We start from the raw sequence: 17,091 nt of genomic DNA on the forward strand, positions 1-17,091 counted from the left end.
AAAAGTACGGGCTTTTTTTTCGCCTATTGCACACTCCGGGGGGATGAGAACCCCCGACCGGGGTCGACAACGGGCGCAGCCCGTTGGACAGACCGGACGCGCAGCGAACGGGCATAAAAAAACCGGGCTTTTTCACGCCCGGTTTATTCATTATGCAAAAGAGATTAATGCGCTGCTTCCGGCTTGTGCTTCTGCGCACTCTGGAAGCCGTAGGTTAGCTCATTTTTCTCTTTATCCAGTTCGACGGTCACCTGGCCGCCATCCACCAGCGAGCCAAACAGCAGCTCGTTAGCCAGCGGTTTTTTCAGGTTGTCCTGAATCACGCGCGCCATTGGACGTGCGCCCATCGCCCGGTCGTAGCCCTTCTCAGCCAACCAGTTACGCGCGTCCTGACTCACTTCCAGAGAAACGCCTTTCTGATCCAGCTGAACCTGCAACTCGACAATGAACTTATCGACTACCTGATGGATCACCTCGGTTGAGAGGTGCTCGAACCAGATAATATTGTCGAGACGGTTACGGAACTCCGGCGTAAACACCTTCTTGATTTCACTCATCGCGTCGGTGCTGTTGTCCTGATGAATCAGGCCAATCGATTTACGCTCGGTTTCCCGCACGCCAGCGTTGGTGGTCATCACCAGCACCACGTTGCGAAAATCCGCTTTACGCCCGTTGTTGTCCGTTAACGTGCCATTGTCCATCACCTGTAACAACAGGTTAAAGACGTCCGGATGCGCTTTCTCAATCTCATCGAGCAGCAGCACCGCGTGAGGATGCTTGATCACCGCATCCGTCAGCAGACCGCCCTGATCAAAGCCAACGTATCCCGGAGGCGCGCCAATCAGACGGCTAACGGTATGGCGCTCCATATACTCGGACATATCAAAGCGCAGCAGTTCAATCCCCAGCGCTTTAGAGAGCTGCACCGTCACCTCGGTTTTCCCCACCCCGGTCGGACCGGCGAACAGGAAGGAACCGACTGGCTTATGCTCGTGTCCCAGACCCGCGCGGCTCATCTTGATGGCTTCGGTCAGCGCCTCAATGGCTTTGTCCTGACCAAAGACCAGCATTTTCAGGCGATCGCCAAGATTTTTCAGCGTATCGCGATCGCTCTGCGAAACGCTTTTCTCCGGAATACGCGCAATGCGCGCCACCACCGATTCGATATCCGCCACGTTGACGGTTTTCTTACGCTTGCTGACGGGCATCAGTCGCGCACGCGCGCCGGCTTCATCAATAACGTCAATCGCCTTATCCGGCAGATGACGGTCGTTGATGTATTTCACCGCCAGCTCCACCGCTGCGCGTACCGCTTTCGCGGTGTAGCGAACGTCGTGGTGTGCTTCGTACTTCGGCTTCAGGCCATTGATGATCTGTACCGTTTCGTCCACAGACGGCTCAGTAATATCGATTTTCTGGAAGCGACGCGCCAGGGCGCGGTCTTTCTCGAAAATATTGCTGAACTCCTGATAGGTGGTCGAGCCAATCACGCGGATCTTGCCGCTGGACAGCAGCGGTTTGATCAGGTTTGCCGCATCCACCTGGCCACCCGATGCCGCGCCGGCGCCAATAATGGTGTGGATCTCATCGATAAACAGGATGCTGTTGGTGTCCTGTTCTAACTGCTTGAGAAGCGCTTTAAAGCGTTTTTCAAAGTCGCCGCGGTATTTGGTGCCCGCCAGCAACGAACCGATATCCAGCGAGTAGAGAGTGCAATCAGCCATCACTTCCGGCACGTCGCCCTGGACGATACGCCAGGCGAGTCCTTCGGCAATGGCTGTTTTACCGACGCCAGACTCCCCCACCAGCAGCGGGTTGTTTTTACGACGACGGCACAGCACCTGAATGGCGCGCTCAAGCTCTTTTTCACGGCCAATCAGCGGATCGATACCGCCAACGCGTGCAAGCTGGTTAAGGTTAGTGGTGAAGTTCTCCATACGTTCCTCCCCGCCAGCTTGTTCATCGCTATTCGGCTGATTACCGGGGTCAGAAGTCTGACCCGGTTCATCTTTACGCGTACCGTGAGAAATAAAGTTGACCACATCGAGACGGCTCACCTCGTGCTTGCGCAGCAGATAGGCCGCCTGAGACTCCTGTTCACTAAAGATGGCAACCAGTACATTGGCGCCAGTCACTTCGCTGCGTCCGGAAGACTGTACGTGGAAAACCGCGCGCTGCAACACGCGCTGAAAACTCAACGTCGGCTGCGTATCGCGTTCTTCTTCACTGGCAGGCAGAACGGGTGTGGTTTGTTCAATGAAGGCTTCGAGTTCCTGACGGAGCGCCACAAGGTCCACGGAACACGCTTCCAGCGCTTCGCGGGCCGAGGGGTTACTGAGCAGCGCCAGTAACAAGTGCTCGACGGTCATAAACTCATGACGGTGCTCGCGCGCTCTGGCGAAAGCCATGTTTAAACTGAGTTCCAGTTCTTGATTGAGCATAGGCACCTCCCCCAATTTTTATGCCTGCATTCAGGCTTTTTCCAGCGTACACAGCAACGGATGCTCGTTCTCCCTTGCATATTTGTTCACCATCGCCACTTTGGTCTCCGCGACCTCTGCGGTAAACACGCCGCAGATGGCTTTGCCCTGATAGTGAACCGCAAGCATCAGTTGCGTTGCACGTTCTACATCATAAGAAAAGAATTTCTGTAACACGTCAATAACAAACTCCATCGGAGTATAATCATCATTGACTAATATCACTTTATACATAGATGGCGGTTTTAGCGCGTCGCGCACTTTATCTGCCGCCAGCTGGTCGAAATCCAGCCAGTCGTTCGTCTTACCCATTGTCAGTCGTCATCTTCGGTTACGGTTACCGGCAGTCTGGACTGCCGCTGACGGGAGCGGATTTGCACTATCAATCTACCTCAAGTAACAGATAACTATCATCTATCACTGGCATCCGCGACATCTGTCACATTACGGCAAATAGCGTTAACTGCTTCAAATTTTTGATTCATTTTTACCCAAACTACCCTGTCAAACGCTTGACGCCTGGCCTGATTTCTCTAAATTGTAGTTTTGAGAGTTGGCGAGGTTTTATACAGCCCCCACTCCACCACCGGTTCATTCCATCTTACTTATAAAGATTCACGAAGGATGTCGAAGCATGGAAACGGGTACTGTTAAGTGGTTCAACAATGCCAAAGGGTTTGGATTCATCTGCCCTGAAGGCGGCGGCGAAGATATTTTCGCTCATTATTCCACCATTCAGATGGATGGTTACAGAACGCTAAAAGCCGGACAGTCTGTCCAGTTTGATGTACACCAGGGGCCAAAAGGCAATCACGCCAGCGTCATCGTGCCCATCGAGGCAGAAGCTGTTGCATAGCTCTACTGTCTCATTGTGTACATCCCGCAGATAAAATGCCAGCCCGATCGGCTGGCATTTTTATTTTGCGTCAGGCAACGCGGGGTTAACCGCCCTACGATGCCGTTTATTCCCGCGCCAGCGCATCTACCGGATCCAGCCGCGCCGCGTTTCGCGCGGGCAGCCAGCCGAACAGGATGCCGGTCACGGTCGAGCACATAAATGCCGTCAACAGCGCCACCGGCGAGAAACCAATCTCCCAGCCCGGCAGGAAAAGCTGCAGCGTAAAGGCAATCAGCATCGACAGGGTAATCCCGAGCGCTCCGCCGACCAGGCAGACCAGAACCGCCTCAATCAAAAACTGTTGCAGCACGTCGCTGGCGCGCGCGCCAACCGCCATGCGAATGCCTATCTCCCGCGTCCGTTCGGTCACCGACACCAGCATAATGTTCATCACGCCGATCCCGCCAACCACCAGCGAAATGACCGCTACCAGCGTCAGGAACAACTGAAGAGTACGTGTGGTCTTTTCAGCGGTTTTCAAGACGCCGTCCATGTTCCAGGTGAAGAAATCTTTTTTTCCATGCCGCAAGGTCAGCAGTCGGGTGAGTTGCTGCTCGGCCTGCGCGCTGTCAAACCCGTCCTTCACCCGCACGGTGATCGAGTTCAGCCACGACTGTCCCATAATGCGCCCGGACATGGTGCTGTAGGGCAGCCAGACGCGAAGAATTTTACTGCTGCCGAACATTGACTGTTTTTCTTCCGCCACGCCAATAACCGTCGCGGGCATATTGCCTACCAGAATCACTTCGCCCACCACGCTCGCTTTATGCGGAAACAACTGACGCCGGGTATTGCTGTCCAGCACCACCACCTGCGCCCGACCGTTAAGCTGTTCACGGTTGAAGGTGTTCCCCTCGCTGAAGGTCATCCCGTATACGTTAAAGTAGTCGCCGCTGACGCCGTTAGCGCTGGCCGCCACATCGGTATTGCCATAACGCAGACGTAAATTCTGCGACACGGCAGGCGTCGCCGAGGTCACCCACGGCTGCTTCTGGATGGCGCTGAGATCGTCATACTTCAGCGACTGCTGGTATTGCGGGTCGTCGTCGCCAAAATCTTTGCCGGGATAGATATCAATGGTGTTGGTGCCAATGGCGCGGATATCGGCCAGCACCAGCTGTTTCGCCGCGTCACCGACCACCACAATCGACACCACTGACGCGATGCCGATAATAATCCCGAGCATGGTCAGCAAGGTGCGCATTTTATTCGCCGCTAACGCCCGCCAGGACATGGTGAGCGCTTCGCGAAATCCGCTGACAAACTGGCTCCACCCGGATGCCGTTTTCACCGTCGGCTCCTGGATGCCTTTTCCCTGCCGGGGGGACTGCGACGGGGGATTACGCACAATTTCGCCGTCATGAATTTCAATCACCCGCTCAGCCTGTGCGGCAACCTGCGGATCGTGGGTGACGATAATCACCGTGTGCCCGCGATCGCGCAACTGGTGCAGGATCGCCATCACCTCTTCGCCGGAGCGACTGTCGAGCGCACCGGTCGGTTCGTCAGCCAGGATCACCTGCCCGCCATTCATCAGCGCACGCGCGATACTGACACGCTGCTGTTGTCCGCCGGACAGCTGCGAAGGCTGATAGTCCAGGCGATCGCCCAGCCCGAGCCGCTGGAGCAGTTCCTGAGCGCGGGCCAGACGTTGCTTACGCTCGGTACCGGCATAGACGGCGGGCACTTCGACATTTTGCGCCGCCGTCAGGTGCGACAACAGGTGGTAACGCTGGAAGATAAAGCCAAAATGCTCGCGGCGCAGCTGCGCCAACGCATCGCTGTCTAAGGTCGACACGTCGCGCCCCGCCACCCGGTAGGTGCCGCTGGTGGGCTTATCGAGGCAGCCAAGAATGTTCATCAACGTCGATTTACCGGAGCCGGACGCGCCGACAATCGCGACCATCTCCCCGGCGTTGATTTGCAGAGTGATGCCTTTGAGCACCTCCACCTGCTCCTCACCGGAGGGATAACTGCGACGGATATTGCTCAGCTCAAGCAGCGCCGTCATTGCGCCGCTCCTGGCTTGCCTTCGCCGATAACCACTTCCTCACCCGCTTCCAGCCCTTTGATAATCTCGACATCGGTGTCATTACGCGCGCCAATTGACACTTCCCGCTCGCGGCTTTCGCCGTTACGCAGCAAGGTGATTTTGTAACGGTTATCGCCCACCGGGTCGCCCAGCGCGGAGAGCGGTATAGTCAGCACATTTTTCACGTCGGTGAGCTGGATATGCACCTGGGCGGTCATATCCAGCCGCAGAATGCCTTTTGGGTTCGGTACTTCAAACCGGGCGTAATAGAAAATCGCGTCGTTAACTTTTTCCGGTGTCGGCAGAACGTCTTTCAGCACCCCTTCATAACGGGTTTGCGGATCGCCCAGTACGGTAAACCATGCCTTCTGTCCCGGCCTGAGGTGAATCACGTCCGCCTCAGACACCTGCGCCTTCACCAGCATGGTGCTCATATCCGCCAGCGTCAGGATATTTGGCGCCTGCTGCGCCGCGATAACCGTCTGCCCCTGCAGGGTGGTGATTTGGGTCACTTCGCCGGCCATTGGCGCGACGATACGCGTATAGTCGAGATTGGTTTTAGCGGTATCCAGGGAGGCCTGATTACGCTTGATTTGGGCATCGATGGTGCCGATCTGCGCCTGCTTAACGGCCATTTCCGTCGCGGCGGTGTCGAGATCCTGCTGCGAGACGGCCTGGGTTTTTGCCAACTGCTGTTGTCGGGAGAGCGTGACCCGCGCCAGCTTCAGCTCGGCTTCAGCTTGCTGGCGCTGGGCGCGAAGCTCCATCAGCGTCGCTTCCACTTCTTTGATCTGGTTTTCCGCTTGCTCCGGGTCGATAACCCCCAGCAGTTGATCTTTTTTCACCTTATCGCCAATCGCCACCGACAACGTTTTCAACTGCCCGCTCACCTGGGCGCCGACGTCAACTTTACGCAGCGCATCCAGTTTACCGGTGGCGAGCACACTCTGCTGAAGATCGCCCGGACGGACGATCAGCGTCTGATACGTTGGCACTGGCGCATTAAGCGTCCGCCAGAGGGCAATCGCCCCCAGGATAAGAATGAATATCAGCAGCAGATAGCGCTTTTTAATTTTTTTTCCCTTAATACCCATATTAATCCTGATGGTAGTTTTGCCTGCGAATATCAACCTTATCTAAACAACCCGCAAACGCAAAGGCGCGCGCGGCGGGCATTGACGATTGGTTAAGATTCAGCATGTTTCAATTTTCGCATACATCATGTTGCGGATTTCGATCATGTCACAGATTACTGATAATACCTTCTACCCTTCCGACGTCGCGTCCCCTTTACAATTATTTATGCGCCTGACGCGCGGACAATTACTGCCGGGTAAATTCTGGCGGAAAGCCAGTTTTCGGCGGAAATTCCTTATTCGCTCGCTATTAATGCCGCGGGCAACCAGTCAGTTGTTAGACAATCTGACGCAATGGCCGGAGCTGGACACGCTGTTAACACGCCAGCCGCGCCTGCCGATCCGTCTGCACCGACCGTATATGGCGGTGAATATTAAACGGCACACTGCGCTGAACGCGCTTTGCACGCACTATGAGATGATGCGTAACTTGCTCACCCGCGAGCAGCAGATCGGTTATTTAAGCCATTACGGCCTCGGTCTGGCACAAATAACCGCGAAAGACGATGCGCCATTCCAGCTGGATTTAGTCAGCCTCGTCTCCCTGGATAAAGAGGGAGAAAGTACGGTCGTGATTCGTGACGCGCAGAAACGTATTCTGGCAGAAATCACGTTTACCTTCTGCTATTTAAACGGAAAACGTACCCTGTTTATCGGTGGCTTGCAGGGGGCGGCAAACGATGTTCCGCATGAAGTTATACAACAGGCGACCAAAGCCTGTTATGGCCTCTTTCCGAAAAGGATCGTGATGGAAGCGCTGTGCCAGTTTGCCCGGGTTGCGCAGGTCGAGCAGATTCTGGCGGTCAGCAACGCTGTACATGTCTATCGCAGCTGGCGCTACATGGATAAAAAAACCCAGATGCATGCCGACTATGACGCGTTCTGGTCATCGCTGGGCGGTGAAATGACCGACGCCGGCTATTACGCCCTGCCCTTAACCATTGCACGCAAAAGCGAGGCGGATATCGCCAGTAAAAAACGGGCCGAATACCGTCGCCGCTACGCCCTGCTCGACAGCGTTGTCGAGCAGGTGCCCCGCCGCTTTAGCCATTAATCCGCCCGGCCGCGCGCCAGCCACAAGACGCGCGAAAACATTTTGCGCAGTAGCACCGGCACCGCGTCAACGCCGCGCCGTCCGGCCTCTATCGCCACTTCGATGGCTAAATCCGGTTTCGATGAGCGATGGATCGCCTTCGAAATGATTTTACGGATATTCATTGGCACGTTTTCCGGGATCTGCGCCACACGGTGAAAAACGTCCGAGAAGCCCTGGCGATACATAAAATGTTCCATATCAAGGGCTGGCAGCGCCGTTAAGTGCTCACGCTCTTCCTCTTTGTCGTTATTCAGCAGACCGCGAACCGTCGCCGCATATTTCTTCCCGGCCTCATCGCCGTCCACCAGCACGTGCCACTCGATCCCCATCCGCCGGGCAAACTTCACCAGCGGCTTCAGCCCGGACTGAGCAAACTCGATCACTTTGATCCCTTCAGCGTCAAAATGGTGGCCGCACTGACGGGCCAGTTCGTTGATCACCCAGGTTTCGGTTTCCCCTTCCACCAGCAACCAGCAGCGGGCAAACAGCGAGGAGGCGCGGTTAAAACGAATGTGGAACGCAATACGACGCCCGTCTTCGGGGCTAAGACCACCTGGCCCTAAACGCCAGGCCGCCACGCGGGAAGATTCACGCACCAGGCGGCAGACGTGCTCGACGGGCGTCAGCGACAGCAGTTCACCGGAGTTGGTGGTGGTGATTCGCTGCAGCGGCAGCAGGTTGAGCAGTTGCCAGGCCACTGAGAGCATGATGGGATGCAGGCGGGTTTCCGGATCTTCCACCAGCAGCAGCGGCCTGGCGTCTTTATGCAGTCTGACGGTGCCCTTCGCCTGCAGCAGCGTCGAGAACAGTCCCAGCAGAATCACCCGGTGGGTCCGCCCGCCGGGTCTGTCGATCATCCGGTTAATAATGTCGAGATAGCGCCAGCTGCGCTGTTCGTTGCTCGAACGACGGCGCATTAACCGGTGCCGCGACTGGGACGTTCCCTGCTCGGTAAAGTAATGCTCCAGCAGTTGCACCATTGCTGACAGCCCCTGGCGGATCTGGCCATCGGTCAGGTTTTGCGGACGCGTCGCCAGTTCGCGAGCCAGAAAATCGAGCTGACGAGCGGTGATCTCGACATCTTTGACGTCAGGCACCGTACCGTTACGGATGCGGCGCATAAACCGCGCGTCGCGCAGGCGCAGCACCGGCATTAAACGCACCAGATGCCGCGCCTGGTCATTAATATTGTCCACCGACAGAGGATGACCGTCGCCGTCAAGGAAACTGCGCAGCGTCATCACGCTGCCGTCATCGGCGCTTTCGCCTTCCAGGCGATAAAAGATGCGCTGATAGCCGTCGCGACACGGCGACCAGCAGGCTTCAAGCGGTCGATAACGCCGCACCCGGTGGCGTCCCGGTTGTGATTCGCGAAAGGTCAGGACAATGTGCAAATGCCGCTCACGGCCATTGACATCGCCAGGCGGGAACCAGAAATCGTCGCGGTCAAAGTGATACAGCTCTGACTCAGGCGAAAGCAGCAGCGTCAGCGCGTCAAGGAGACTGGATTTACCCCAGGCGTTTTCGCCAATCAGCACATTGTTTTGCTCCAGCATTAACGACAGCCGATTGATACCGCGAAACCCAACAATCTCAACGCGTTCGAGAATCATGCTTCCTCCAGACAAATGTCACTTTTCCCTTTAGCTTCTCGCAGTATAACGGCAAATGCGCGTCGCGGACGTGACCCGGGTAAAATTAAGCGTGCTAATAGACTGATTTATGAACAATTAAGAAGATGAATTATGCTCACTGCCAAATTTAAATAGCCGGATTTTTCGCCATATAAATTCAGATTTTGTTCGCTCACTTTCATTTGAACATACGCTACACTTCAAATAAGATTAATCTGAGCAAGGAATGACGCCTCATTGCCCTACATCAAACGATCTGGATTTATTTAGCTAGAGAATGGACGACGTTCGTTTTTAAAATAGCGCGCTATTTATTGTTTCGTCGTCCTGTAGACGAATATTACTGACACCACGTTTGTGGTTATTTCTTATTGAGGTGGATATGTTCAGAAAATTAGCGGCTGAATGTTTTGGTACATTCTGGCTTGTTTTTGGTGGCTGTGGGAGCGCTGTACTGGCAGCAGCCTTTCCGGAATTAGGCATCGGTTTTGCGGGTGTCGCGCTGGCATTTGGTCTCACCGTATTAACGATGGCGTTCGCTGTGGGGCATATTTCCGGCGGTCATTTTAATCCAGCGGTAACATTAGGCTTATGGGCTGGCGGCCGTTTTCCGGTGAAAGAGGTCATTGGCTATATTATTGCCCAGGTGATCGGCGGGATTATTGCGGCGGCCGTATTGTACCTTATTGCCAGCGGTAAAACGGGCTTTGACGCGGCAGCCAGCGGGTTTGCTTCTAACGGCTATGGCGAACATTCACCGGGCGGCTATTCCATGCTGTCCGCCATTGTCATTGAGATTGTCCTGACAGCCGGTTTCCTGTTGGTCATTCATGGCGCAACGGATAAATACGCCCCTGCCGGTTTCGCGCCCATCGCGATTGGCCTGGCGTTAACCCTGATTCACCTGATCAGCATTCCGGTGACCAATACCTCTGTGAACCCGGCGCGCAGTACCGCAGTCGCGATCTTCCAGGGGGGTTGGGCGCTGGAACAGCTGTGGCTGTTCTGGGTGATGCCGATTATCGGCGGGACCCTCGGTGGGCTTATTTATCGCACCCTGCTGGAAAAACGCGATTAATGATAACAGGCCGGGTAAGCGCGATGCTTCTCCTGGCCTGCAAATACGTTCGATTGTGAACCGGGTGAGCGCCAGCGTCGCCCGGCTTTCTTTTTGCCGCTTTACGGGACAGACTTTATTGGGTAGTGTCGTTGACGCTAAACGATTCTTACAAGGACCGGCTGTTCATGTTTTCTGGACTTCTCATTATTCTGCTTCCGCTGATTGCAGGTTATCTCATTCCGCTGCGGCACAACGCGGCATTAAAACTCATTAATCGCCTGTTAAGCTGGATGGTTTATCTGATTCTCTTTTTTATGGGTATTAGCCTGGCCTTCCTGGATAATCTGGCGAGTAATCTGCTCGCTATTTTTCATTATTCCGCAGTCAGTATTAGCGTTATTTTACTCTGTAATATTGTGGCCTTGCTGTGGCTGGAACGTTCATTACCCTGGCGACACAATCATCAGCAGGAGAAACTGCCGTCGCGTATTGCCATGGCGCTGGAGTCGCTAAAATTATGCGGCGTGGTGGTGGCGGGTTTTCTGCTGGGACTCAGCGGTTTCTCTCTTTTGCAGCATGCGACCGAAGCCAGCGAATATACCCTGATTCTTCTGTTACTGCTGGTGGGGATCCAACTGCGCAATAGCGGCATGACGTTAAGGCAAATTATTCTTAATCGCCGGGGCATGATTGTCGCCGTCGTGGTGGTCGCCAGTTCCCTGTTCGGCGGCTTAATCAATGCTTTTATTCTCGATCTGCCGATCAAAACCGCGCTGGCGATGGCGTCCGGGTTTGGCTGGTACTCCCTGTCCGGTATTTTGCTGACGGAATCCTATGGTCCGGTGATTGGCAGCGCCGCGTTCTTTAACGATCTGGCGCGCGAATTGATCGCCATTATGCTGATTCCGGGCCTGGTGCGCCGCAGCCGCTCCACCGCGCTGGGGCTGTGCGGGGCGACATCGATGGACTTCACCCTGCCGGTTTTACAGCGCACGGGCGGGCTGGAAATGGTGCCAGCCGCCATTGTACATGGCTTTATCCTCAGCCTGCTGGTGCCGATCCTGATGGCGTTTTTCTCTGCGTAATACCCCGATGGCGGTAGGTCTCTGCCGCCAAAATTGCGCTAAATCAATCTCCCTGTAAGTTGTATCAGAAATCCCTTTTCTCCTTTCGTGCTCAGGCATAACCTTAAACATGTATATTAAATATAACTTTAAGGGTGTGACCATGTTTTGTGTGCAATGTGAACAAACTATCCGTACTCCGGCAGGAAACGGCTGCTCTTACGCGCAGGGTATGTGCGGTAAAACGGCTGAAACCTCCGATTTGCAGGATCTGCTGATCGCTGCCCTACAGGGTCTGTCTGCATGGGCGGTGAAAGCCCGTGAATACGGCATCATTAATCATGACGTTGACAGCTTCGCGCCGCGCGCGTTTTTCTCTACGCTGACTAACGTTAACTTCGATTCCCCGCGTATCGTGGGCTATGCCCGTGATGCCATCGCCATGCGTGAAGCGCTAAAAGCCCAGTGCCTGAGCGTAGACGCCAGCGCCCATTGCGACAATCCGATGGCGGAGCTGCAACTGGTCAGCGACGATCTCGGTGACCTGCAGCGCCAGGCGGCAGAATTTACCCCGAACAAAGACAAAGCGGCGATTGGCGACAACATTCTCGGCCTGCGTCTGCTCTGCCTGTACGGCCTGAAAGGCGCGGCGGCGTATATGGAGCATGCCCATGTGCTCGGTCAATACGACAACGACATCTACGCGCAGTACCATAAAATCATGGCGTGGCTGGGCACCTGGCCTGCCGACATGAACGCGCTGCTGGAATGCTCGATGGAAATCGGCCAGATGAACTTTAAGGTCATGAGCATTCTCGACGCCGGTGAGACGACAAAATACGGTCACCCCACGCCAACTCAGGTCAACGTGAAAGCCACTGAAGGCAAATGTATTCTGATTTCAGGTCACGATCTGAAAGATCTCTATAACCTGCTGGAGCAGACCGAAGGTACCGGCGTTAACGTCTACACCCACGGCGAAATGCTGCCCGCTCACGGTTACCCGGAACTGCGTAAATTCAAACATCTGGTCGGTAACTACGGCAGCGGCTGGCAGAACCAGCAGGTCGAGTTCGCCCGCTTCCCTGGGCCTATCGTGATGACCTCAAACTGCATCATCGATCCGACCGTGGGCGCTTATGACGACCGTATCTGGACCCGCAGCATCGTCGGCTGGCCGGGCGTCAGTCATCTCGAAGGCGACGATTTCGGCCCGGTGATTGCACAAGCGCAGCAGATGGCAGGCTTCCCGTACAGCGAGATTCCGCACCTGATCACCGTCGGCTTTGGCCGTCAGACCCTGCTTGGGGCGGCAGATACGCTGATCGACCTGGTCAGCCGGGAAAAACTGCGTCACATCTTCCTTGTCGGCGGTTGCGACGGAGCGCGCGGCGAACGTAACTATTTCACCGACTTCGCCACCAGCGTGCCGGATGACTGCCTGATCCTCACCCTCGCCTGCGGCAAATACCGCTTCAACAAGCTCGAGTTTGGCGATATCGAAGGGCTGCCGCGTCTGGTGGATGCCGGGCAGTGTAACGACGCTTACTCCGCTATCATTCTGGCGGTCACGCTGGCGGAAAAACTGGGCTGCGGCGTCAACGATCTGCCGCTCTCCCTGGTGCTCTCCTGGTTCGAACAGAAAGCGATCGTTATTCTGCTGACCCTACTGTCGCTTGGCGTGAAAAATATCGTCACCGGACCGACCGCGCCGGGCTTCTTCACCCCGGATCTGCTGGCGGTACTCAACGAAAAATTCGGTCTGCGTTCCGTCACCACCGTTGAAGACGATATGAAGCAGTTGCTGAGCGCGTAAGGAGTAAAAGATGACGATGCCAACCAATCAGTGCCCATGGCGGATGCAGGTCCATCACATCCATCAGGAAACGCCGGATGTCTGGACAATAGCCCTGCTGTGCCATGACTATTATCCGTATCGCGCCGGGCAGTATGCACTGGTGAGCGTGCGTAACTCTGCGGACACGCTGCGTGCCTACACGCTGTCTTCCACGCCGGGCGTCAGCGAGTATATTACGCTGACCGTTCGCCGGATTGACGACGGGGCAGGTTCGCAGTGGTTAACCCGCAACGTGAAGCGCGGCGACTACATTTGGCTGTCCGACGCGATGGGCGAATTTACCTGCGACGATAAAGCAGACGATAAATTCCTGATGCTCGCCGCCGGTTGCGGCGTCACGCCGATCATGTCGATGCGCCGCTGGTTGGCGAAGTATCGCCCACAGGCCGACGTGCAGGTGATTTTTAACGTGCGCTCGCCGCAGGACGTGATTTTCGCCGAAGAGTGGCAGCAGTACCCGGTCACGCTGGTGGCAGAAAATAACGCCACTCATGGTTTTGTCGCCGGTCGCCTGACCCCTGCACTGTTGCAGCAGGTACCCGATCTTACCTCGCGTACCGTAATGACCTGCGGCCCGGCGCCGTATATGGATTGGGTCGAACAGGAAGTGAAAGCGCTTGGCGTGACGCGCTTTTTCAAAGAGAAGTTCTTTACGCCGGTGGCAGAAGCCGCTACCAGCGGTCTGAAATTTACCAAACTGCAACCGGCAAAAACGTTTTACGCGCCCGTCGGCACCACACTGCTGGACGCGCTGGAAAGCAACAAAGTGCCAGTTACTGTCGCCTGTCGTGCTGGCGTCTGCGGCTGTTGTAAAACCAAAGTGGTTTCCGGTGAGTATACGGTCAGCAGCACCATGACGCTGTCCGACGCGGAAATCGCCGAAGGCTACGTGCTGGCCTGCTCCTGTCATCCACAGGGCGATCTGGTCCTCGCGTAGTGATACCTTGCCGGAAAGCGTTGCGCTTATCCGGTCTCCCCCTTCAGGCCGGATGCGCTGACGCCATCCGGCCTTTTTGCCATCTTCAACTAAACTTGTAACCGTTATCACATTGAAGGAGATGGAGAACCATGAAACAAACGGTTGCCGCTTTTATTGCAAAAACGCTGGAACAGGCCGGAGTGCAACGCATCTGGGGCGTAACGGGCGATTCCCTGAACGGCCTGAGCGACAGTCTCAATCGCATGGGAACGATTGAGTGGATGTCGACCCGTCACGAAGAGGTCGCGGCGTTTGCCGCTGGCGCGGAGGCCCAGCTTACCGGCAATCTGGCGGTGTGCGCAGGCTCCTGCGGCCCCGGCAACCTGCATTTAATCAATGGCCTGTTTGACTGCCACCGTAACCATGTTCCGGTACTGGCGATTGCCGCCCATATTCCCTCCAGCGAGATCGGCAGCGGTTACTTCCAGGAGACCCACCCGCAAGAGTTGTTCCGTGAATGCAGCCACTATTGCGAGCTGGTTTCCAGCCCTGAGCAGATCCCCCAGGTCCTGGCGATCGCCATGCGCAAAGCGGTACTGAATCGCGGCGTGTCGGTCGTGGTGCTCCCGGGCGACGTAGCGCTGAAACCCGCGCCGGAAGGCGCCAGCAGCCACTGGTATCATGCGCCGATGCCGGTCGTCACCCCCGCGGAAGAAGAGCTGCGCAAACTGGCGCAACTGCTGCGTTACTCCAGCAATATCGCGCTGATGTGCGGCAGCGGCTGCGCGGGCGCCCATCACGAGCTGGTTGAGTTTGCCGCCAAAATCAAAGCGCCTGTCGTGCACGCCCTGCGCGGCAAAGAGCACGTCGAATACGACAATCCTTATGACGTGGGCATGACCGGGCTTATCGGCTTCTCGTCCGGTTTCCATACCATGATGAACGCCGACACCCTGGTGCTGCTCGGCACGCAGTTCCCCTACCGCGCCTTCTACCCCACCGACGCCAAAATTATCCAGATCGACATCAATCCGGGGAGCATCGGCGCGCACAGTAAGGTTGATATGGCGCTGGTCGGCGACATAAAAGCGACCCTGACGGCGCTACTGCCGCTGGTGGAAGAAAAAACCGATCGAAAATTCCTTGATAAAGCATTGAACGATTACCGCGACGCCCGCAAAGGACTCGACGATCTGGCGAAACCGAGCGACAAAGCCATCCACCCACAGTACCTGGCGCAGCAGATCAGTCGTTTTGCCGCCGATGACGCCATCTTTACCTGCGACGTCGGTACGCCGACGGTATGGGCGGCGCGTTACCTGAAAATGAACGGCAAGCGCCGACTGCTCGGCTCGTTTAACCACGGCTCGATGGCGAACGCCATGCCGCAGGCGCTGGGCGCGCAGGCTACCGCGCCGGAGCGCCAGGTCGTGGCGATGTGTGGCGACGGCGGGTTCAGCATGCTGATGGGCGATTTCCTCTCGGTGGTACAGATGAAGCTGCCGGTCAAAATCGTGGTCTTTAACAACAGCGTGCTGGGCTTCGTGGCGATGGAGATGAAGGCCGGCGGTTACCTGACCGACGGCACCGAGCTGCATGACACCCATTTCGCCCGCATCGCCGAAGCCTGCGGCATCACCGGTATTCGCGTTGAAAAAGCCTCAGAGGTGGATGAAGCCCTACAGCGTGCTTTCGCTATCGACGGTCCGGTACTGGTGGACGTAGTGGTCGCCAAAGAAGAGCTGGCGATCCCGCCGCAGATCAAACTGGAGCAGGCCAAAGGGTTCAGCCTGTATATGCTGCGGGCGATCATCAGCGGGCGCGGCGACGAAGTGATCGAACTGGCAAAAACCAACTGGCTCAGGTAAAACAGAAGGCATTACCCTGACTTTACAGAGGAAATGCCGTGATCGATCTACGCAGTGATACCGTCACCCGACCGGGCCGCGCCATGCTGGAAGCCATGATGGCCGCCCCGGTTGGCGATGACGTGTACGGAGATGACCCTACCGTTAACGAACTTCAGCGCTACGCCGCGGAACTCAGCGGCAAAGAGGCCGCGCTGTTTTTACCCACCGGCACCCAGGCCAATCTGGTCGCCTTGCTCAGCCACTGTGAACGCGGTGAAGAGTATATCGTCGGTCAGGGCGCGCATAACTATCTCTTTGAAGCGGGCGGCGCGGCAGTGCTCGGTAGCATCCAGCCGCAGCCCATTGACGCAGCGGCAGACGGTTCATTACCGCTGGATAAGGTGGCGGCGAAAATTAAGCCGGACGATATTCATTTCGCCCGCACGAAGCTACTCAGTCTTGAAAACACCCACAACGGCAAAGTGTTGCCGCGCGAATACCTGAAAGCCGCGTGGGAGTTTACCCGTGAGCGCGGTCTGGCGCTGCATGTCGACGGCGCGCGCATCTTTAACGCCGTGGTCGCCTACGGCTGCGCGCTGAAAGAGATCACCCAATATTGCGACTCGTTCACTATCTGCCTGTCGAAAGGGCTGGGTACGCCGGTCGGGTCGCTGCTGGTCGGCAGCCATGATTACATCAAGCGCGCCACGCGCTGGCGCAAAATGACCGGCGGCGGAATGCGTCAGGCGGGGATTCTGGCCGCAGCCGGGCTGTATGCGCTGAAAAACAATGTCGCCCGCCTGCAGGACGATCACGACAACGCCGCGTGGCTGGCGGAACAGCTGCGTGACGCTGGCGCGGAAGTGACGCGTCATGACACCAACATGCTGTTCGTTCGCGTAGGCGAAGAACGCGCGGCGGCGCTGGGCGCGTATATGAAAGACCACGGTGTGCTGATCAATGCCTCGCCCGTGGTACGTCTGGTCACGCATCTGGACGTCTCGCGCGAGCAGCTTGCCGACGTTGTCGCCCACTGGCGCGCCTTTCTGAACCGCTAAGGAGAC

Annotated in this window: 14 protein-coding genes; 8 read left to right on the plus strand and 6 right to left on the minus strand. The window is 56.3% G+C overall.

What is annotated here, in order from left to right:
* Positions 1-164: 164 nt before the first annotated feature.
* The 3 genes from clpA to CSE01S_RS23300 all read right to left on the minus strand — a co-directional run bounded on the left by clpA (position 165) and on the right by CSE01S_RS23300 (position 2,965).
* Positions 165-2,441: an ATP-dependent Clp protease ATP-binding subunit ClpA gene (gene clpA, locus CSE01S_RS04370; protein ID WP_042284842.1), complete on the minus strand. Its 2,277-nt coding sequence runs from the start codon at positions 2,439-2,441 to the stop codon at positions 165-167.
* 30 nt (positions 2,442-2,471) lie between these two features.
* On the minus strand, positions 2,472-2,792 hold the full coding sequence (gene clpS, locus CSE01S_RS04375; protein ID WP_042284844.1) for an ATP-dependent Clp protease adapter ClpS: 321 nt from the start codon (positions 2,790-2,792) through the stop codon (positions 2,472-2,474).
* A 98-nt stretch (positions 2,793-2,890) separates the two neighbouring features.
* Positions 2,891-2,965 carry a hypothetical protein gene (locus CSE01S_RS23300; protein WP_217968143.1) on the minus strand — a complete coding sequence of 25 codons (75 nt, stop codon included), beginning with the start codon at positions 2,963-2,965 and terminating at the stop codon, positions 2,891-2,893.
* A gap of 149 nt (positions 2,966-3,114) precedes the next feature.
* Here CSE01S_RS23300 and cspD point away from each other — a divergent pair, with 149 nt between their 5' ends.
* On the plus strand, positions 3,115-3,336 hold the full coding sequence (gene cspD, locus CSE01S_RS04380) for a cold shock-like protein CspD (protein ID WP_042284847.1): 222 nt from the start codon (positions 3,115-3,117) through the stop codon (positions 3,334-3,336).
* 106 nt (positions 3,337-3,442) lie between these two features.
* Here the strand turns inward: cspD and macB are convergent, their stop codons facing one another.
* A complete protein-coding gene (gene macB / locus CSE01S_RS04385) occupies positions 3,443-5,389 on the minus strand; it encodes a macrolide ABC transporter ATP-binding protein/permease MacB (RefSeq protein WP_042284850.1) in 1,947 nt (648 codons plus the stop codon).
* Positions 5,386-6,504, minus strand: a complete 1,119-nt coding sequence (gene macA / locus CSE01S_RS04390; protein WP_042284852.1) for a macrolide transporter subunit MacA — start codon at positions 6,502-6,504, stop codon at positions 5,386-5,388. Before macA ends, macB begins: the two co-directional genes overlap by 4 nt.
* A gap of 145 nt (positions 6,505-6,649) precedes the next feature.
* Between macA and CSE01S_RS04395 the strand changes: the two genes are divergently transcribed.
* A complete protein-coding gene (locus CSE01S_RS04395) occupies positions 6,650-7,600 on the plus strand; it encodes a VirK/YbjX family protein (protein WP_042284854.1) in 951 nt (316 codons plus the stop codon).
* Here the strand turns inward: CSE01S_RS04395 and CSE01S_RS04400 are convergent.
* Complete coding sequence (locus CSE01S_RS04400; protein ID WP_042284856.1) at positions 7,597-9,255, minus strand: ATP-dependent endonuclease; 1,659 nt, start codon at positions 9,253-9,255, stop codon at positions 7,597-7,599. The genes CSE01S_RS04395 and CSE01S_RS04400 overlap by 4 nt on opposite strands.
* A 403-nt stretch (positions 9,256-9,658) precedes the next feature.
* Here CSE01S_RS04400 and aqpZ point away from each other — a divergent pair, with 403 nt between their 5' ends.
* From aqpZ to ltaE, 6 genes are all read left to right on the plus strand, one after another.
* Complete coding sequence (aqpZ, locus tag CSE01S_RS04405; RefSeq protein ID WP_042286184.1) at positions 9,659-10,354, plus strand: aquaporin Z; 696 nt, start codon at positions 9,659-9,661, stop codon at positions 10,352-10,354.
* Positions 10,355-10,521: 167 nt separating this feature from the next.
* Positions 10,522-11,421, plus strand: coding sequence for a LysO family transporter (locus tag CSE01S_RS04410; protein ID WP_042284859.1), 900 nt, complete (start codon positions 10,522-10,524; stop codon positions 11,419-11,421).
* Positions 11,422-11,563: 142 nt separating this feature from the next.
* Complete coding sequence (gene hcp, locus CSE01S_RS04415) at positions 11,564-13,216, plus strand: hydroxylamine reductase (RefSeq protein WP_042286186.1); 1,653 nt, start codon at positions 11,564-11,566, stop codon at positions 13,214-13,216.
* Positions 13,217-13,226: 10 nt separating this feature from the next.
* Positions 13,227-14,195 (plus strand): NADH oxidoreductase, encoded by a 969-nt coding sequence (gene hcr, locus CSE01S_RS04420; RefSeq protein WP_042284861.1) that lies wholly within the window; start codon positions 13,227-13,229, stop codon positions 14,193-14,195.
* 131 nt (positions 14,196-14,326) lie between these two features.
* Positions 14,327-16,045, plus strand: a complete 1,719-nt coding sequence (gene poxB / locus CSE01S_RS04425) for a ubiquinone-dependent pyruvate dehydrogenase (RefSeq protein WP_042284864.1) — start codon at positions 14,327-14,329, stop codon at positions 16,043-16,045.
* A 38-nt stretch (positions 16,046-16,083) separates the two neighbouring features.
* Entirely contained in the window at positions 16,084-17,085 is a 1,002-nt protein-coding gene (ltaE, locus tag CSE01S_RS04430) for a low-specificity L-threonine aldolase (protein ID WP_042284866.1), read from the plus strand.
* Positions 17,086-17,091 lie beyond the last annotated feature (6 nt).

The sequence above is a fragment of the Citrobacter sedlakii NBRC 105722 genome (genome assembly GCF_000759835.1).
Lineage (GTDB): Bacteria > Pseudomonadota > Gammaproteobacteria > Enterobacterales > Enterobacteriaceae > Citrobacter_A > Citrobacter_A sedlakii.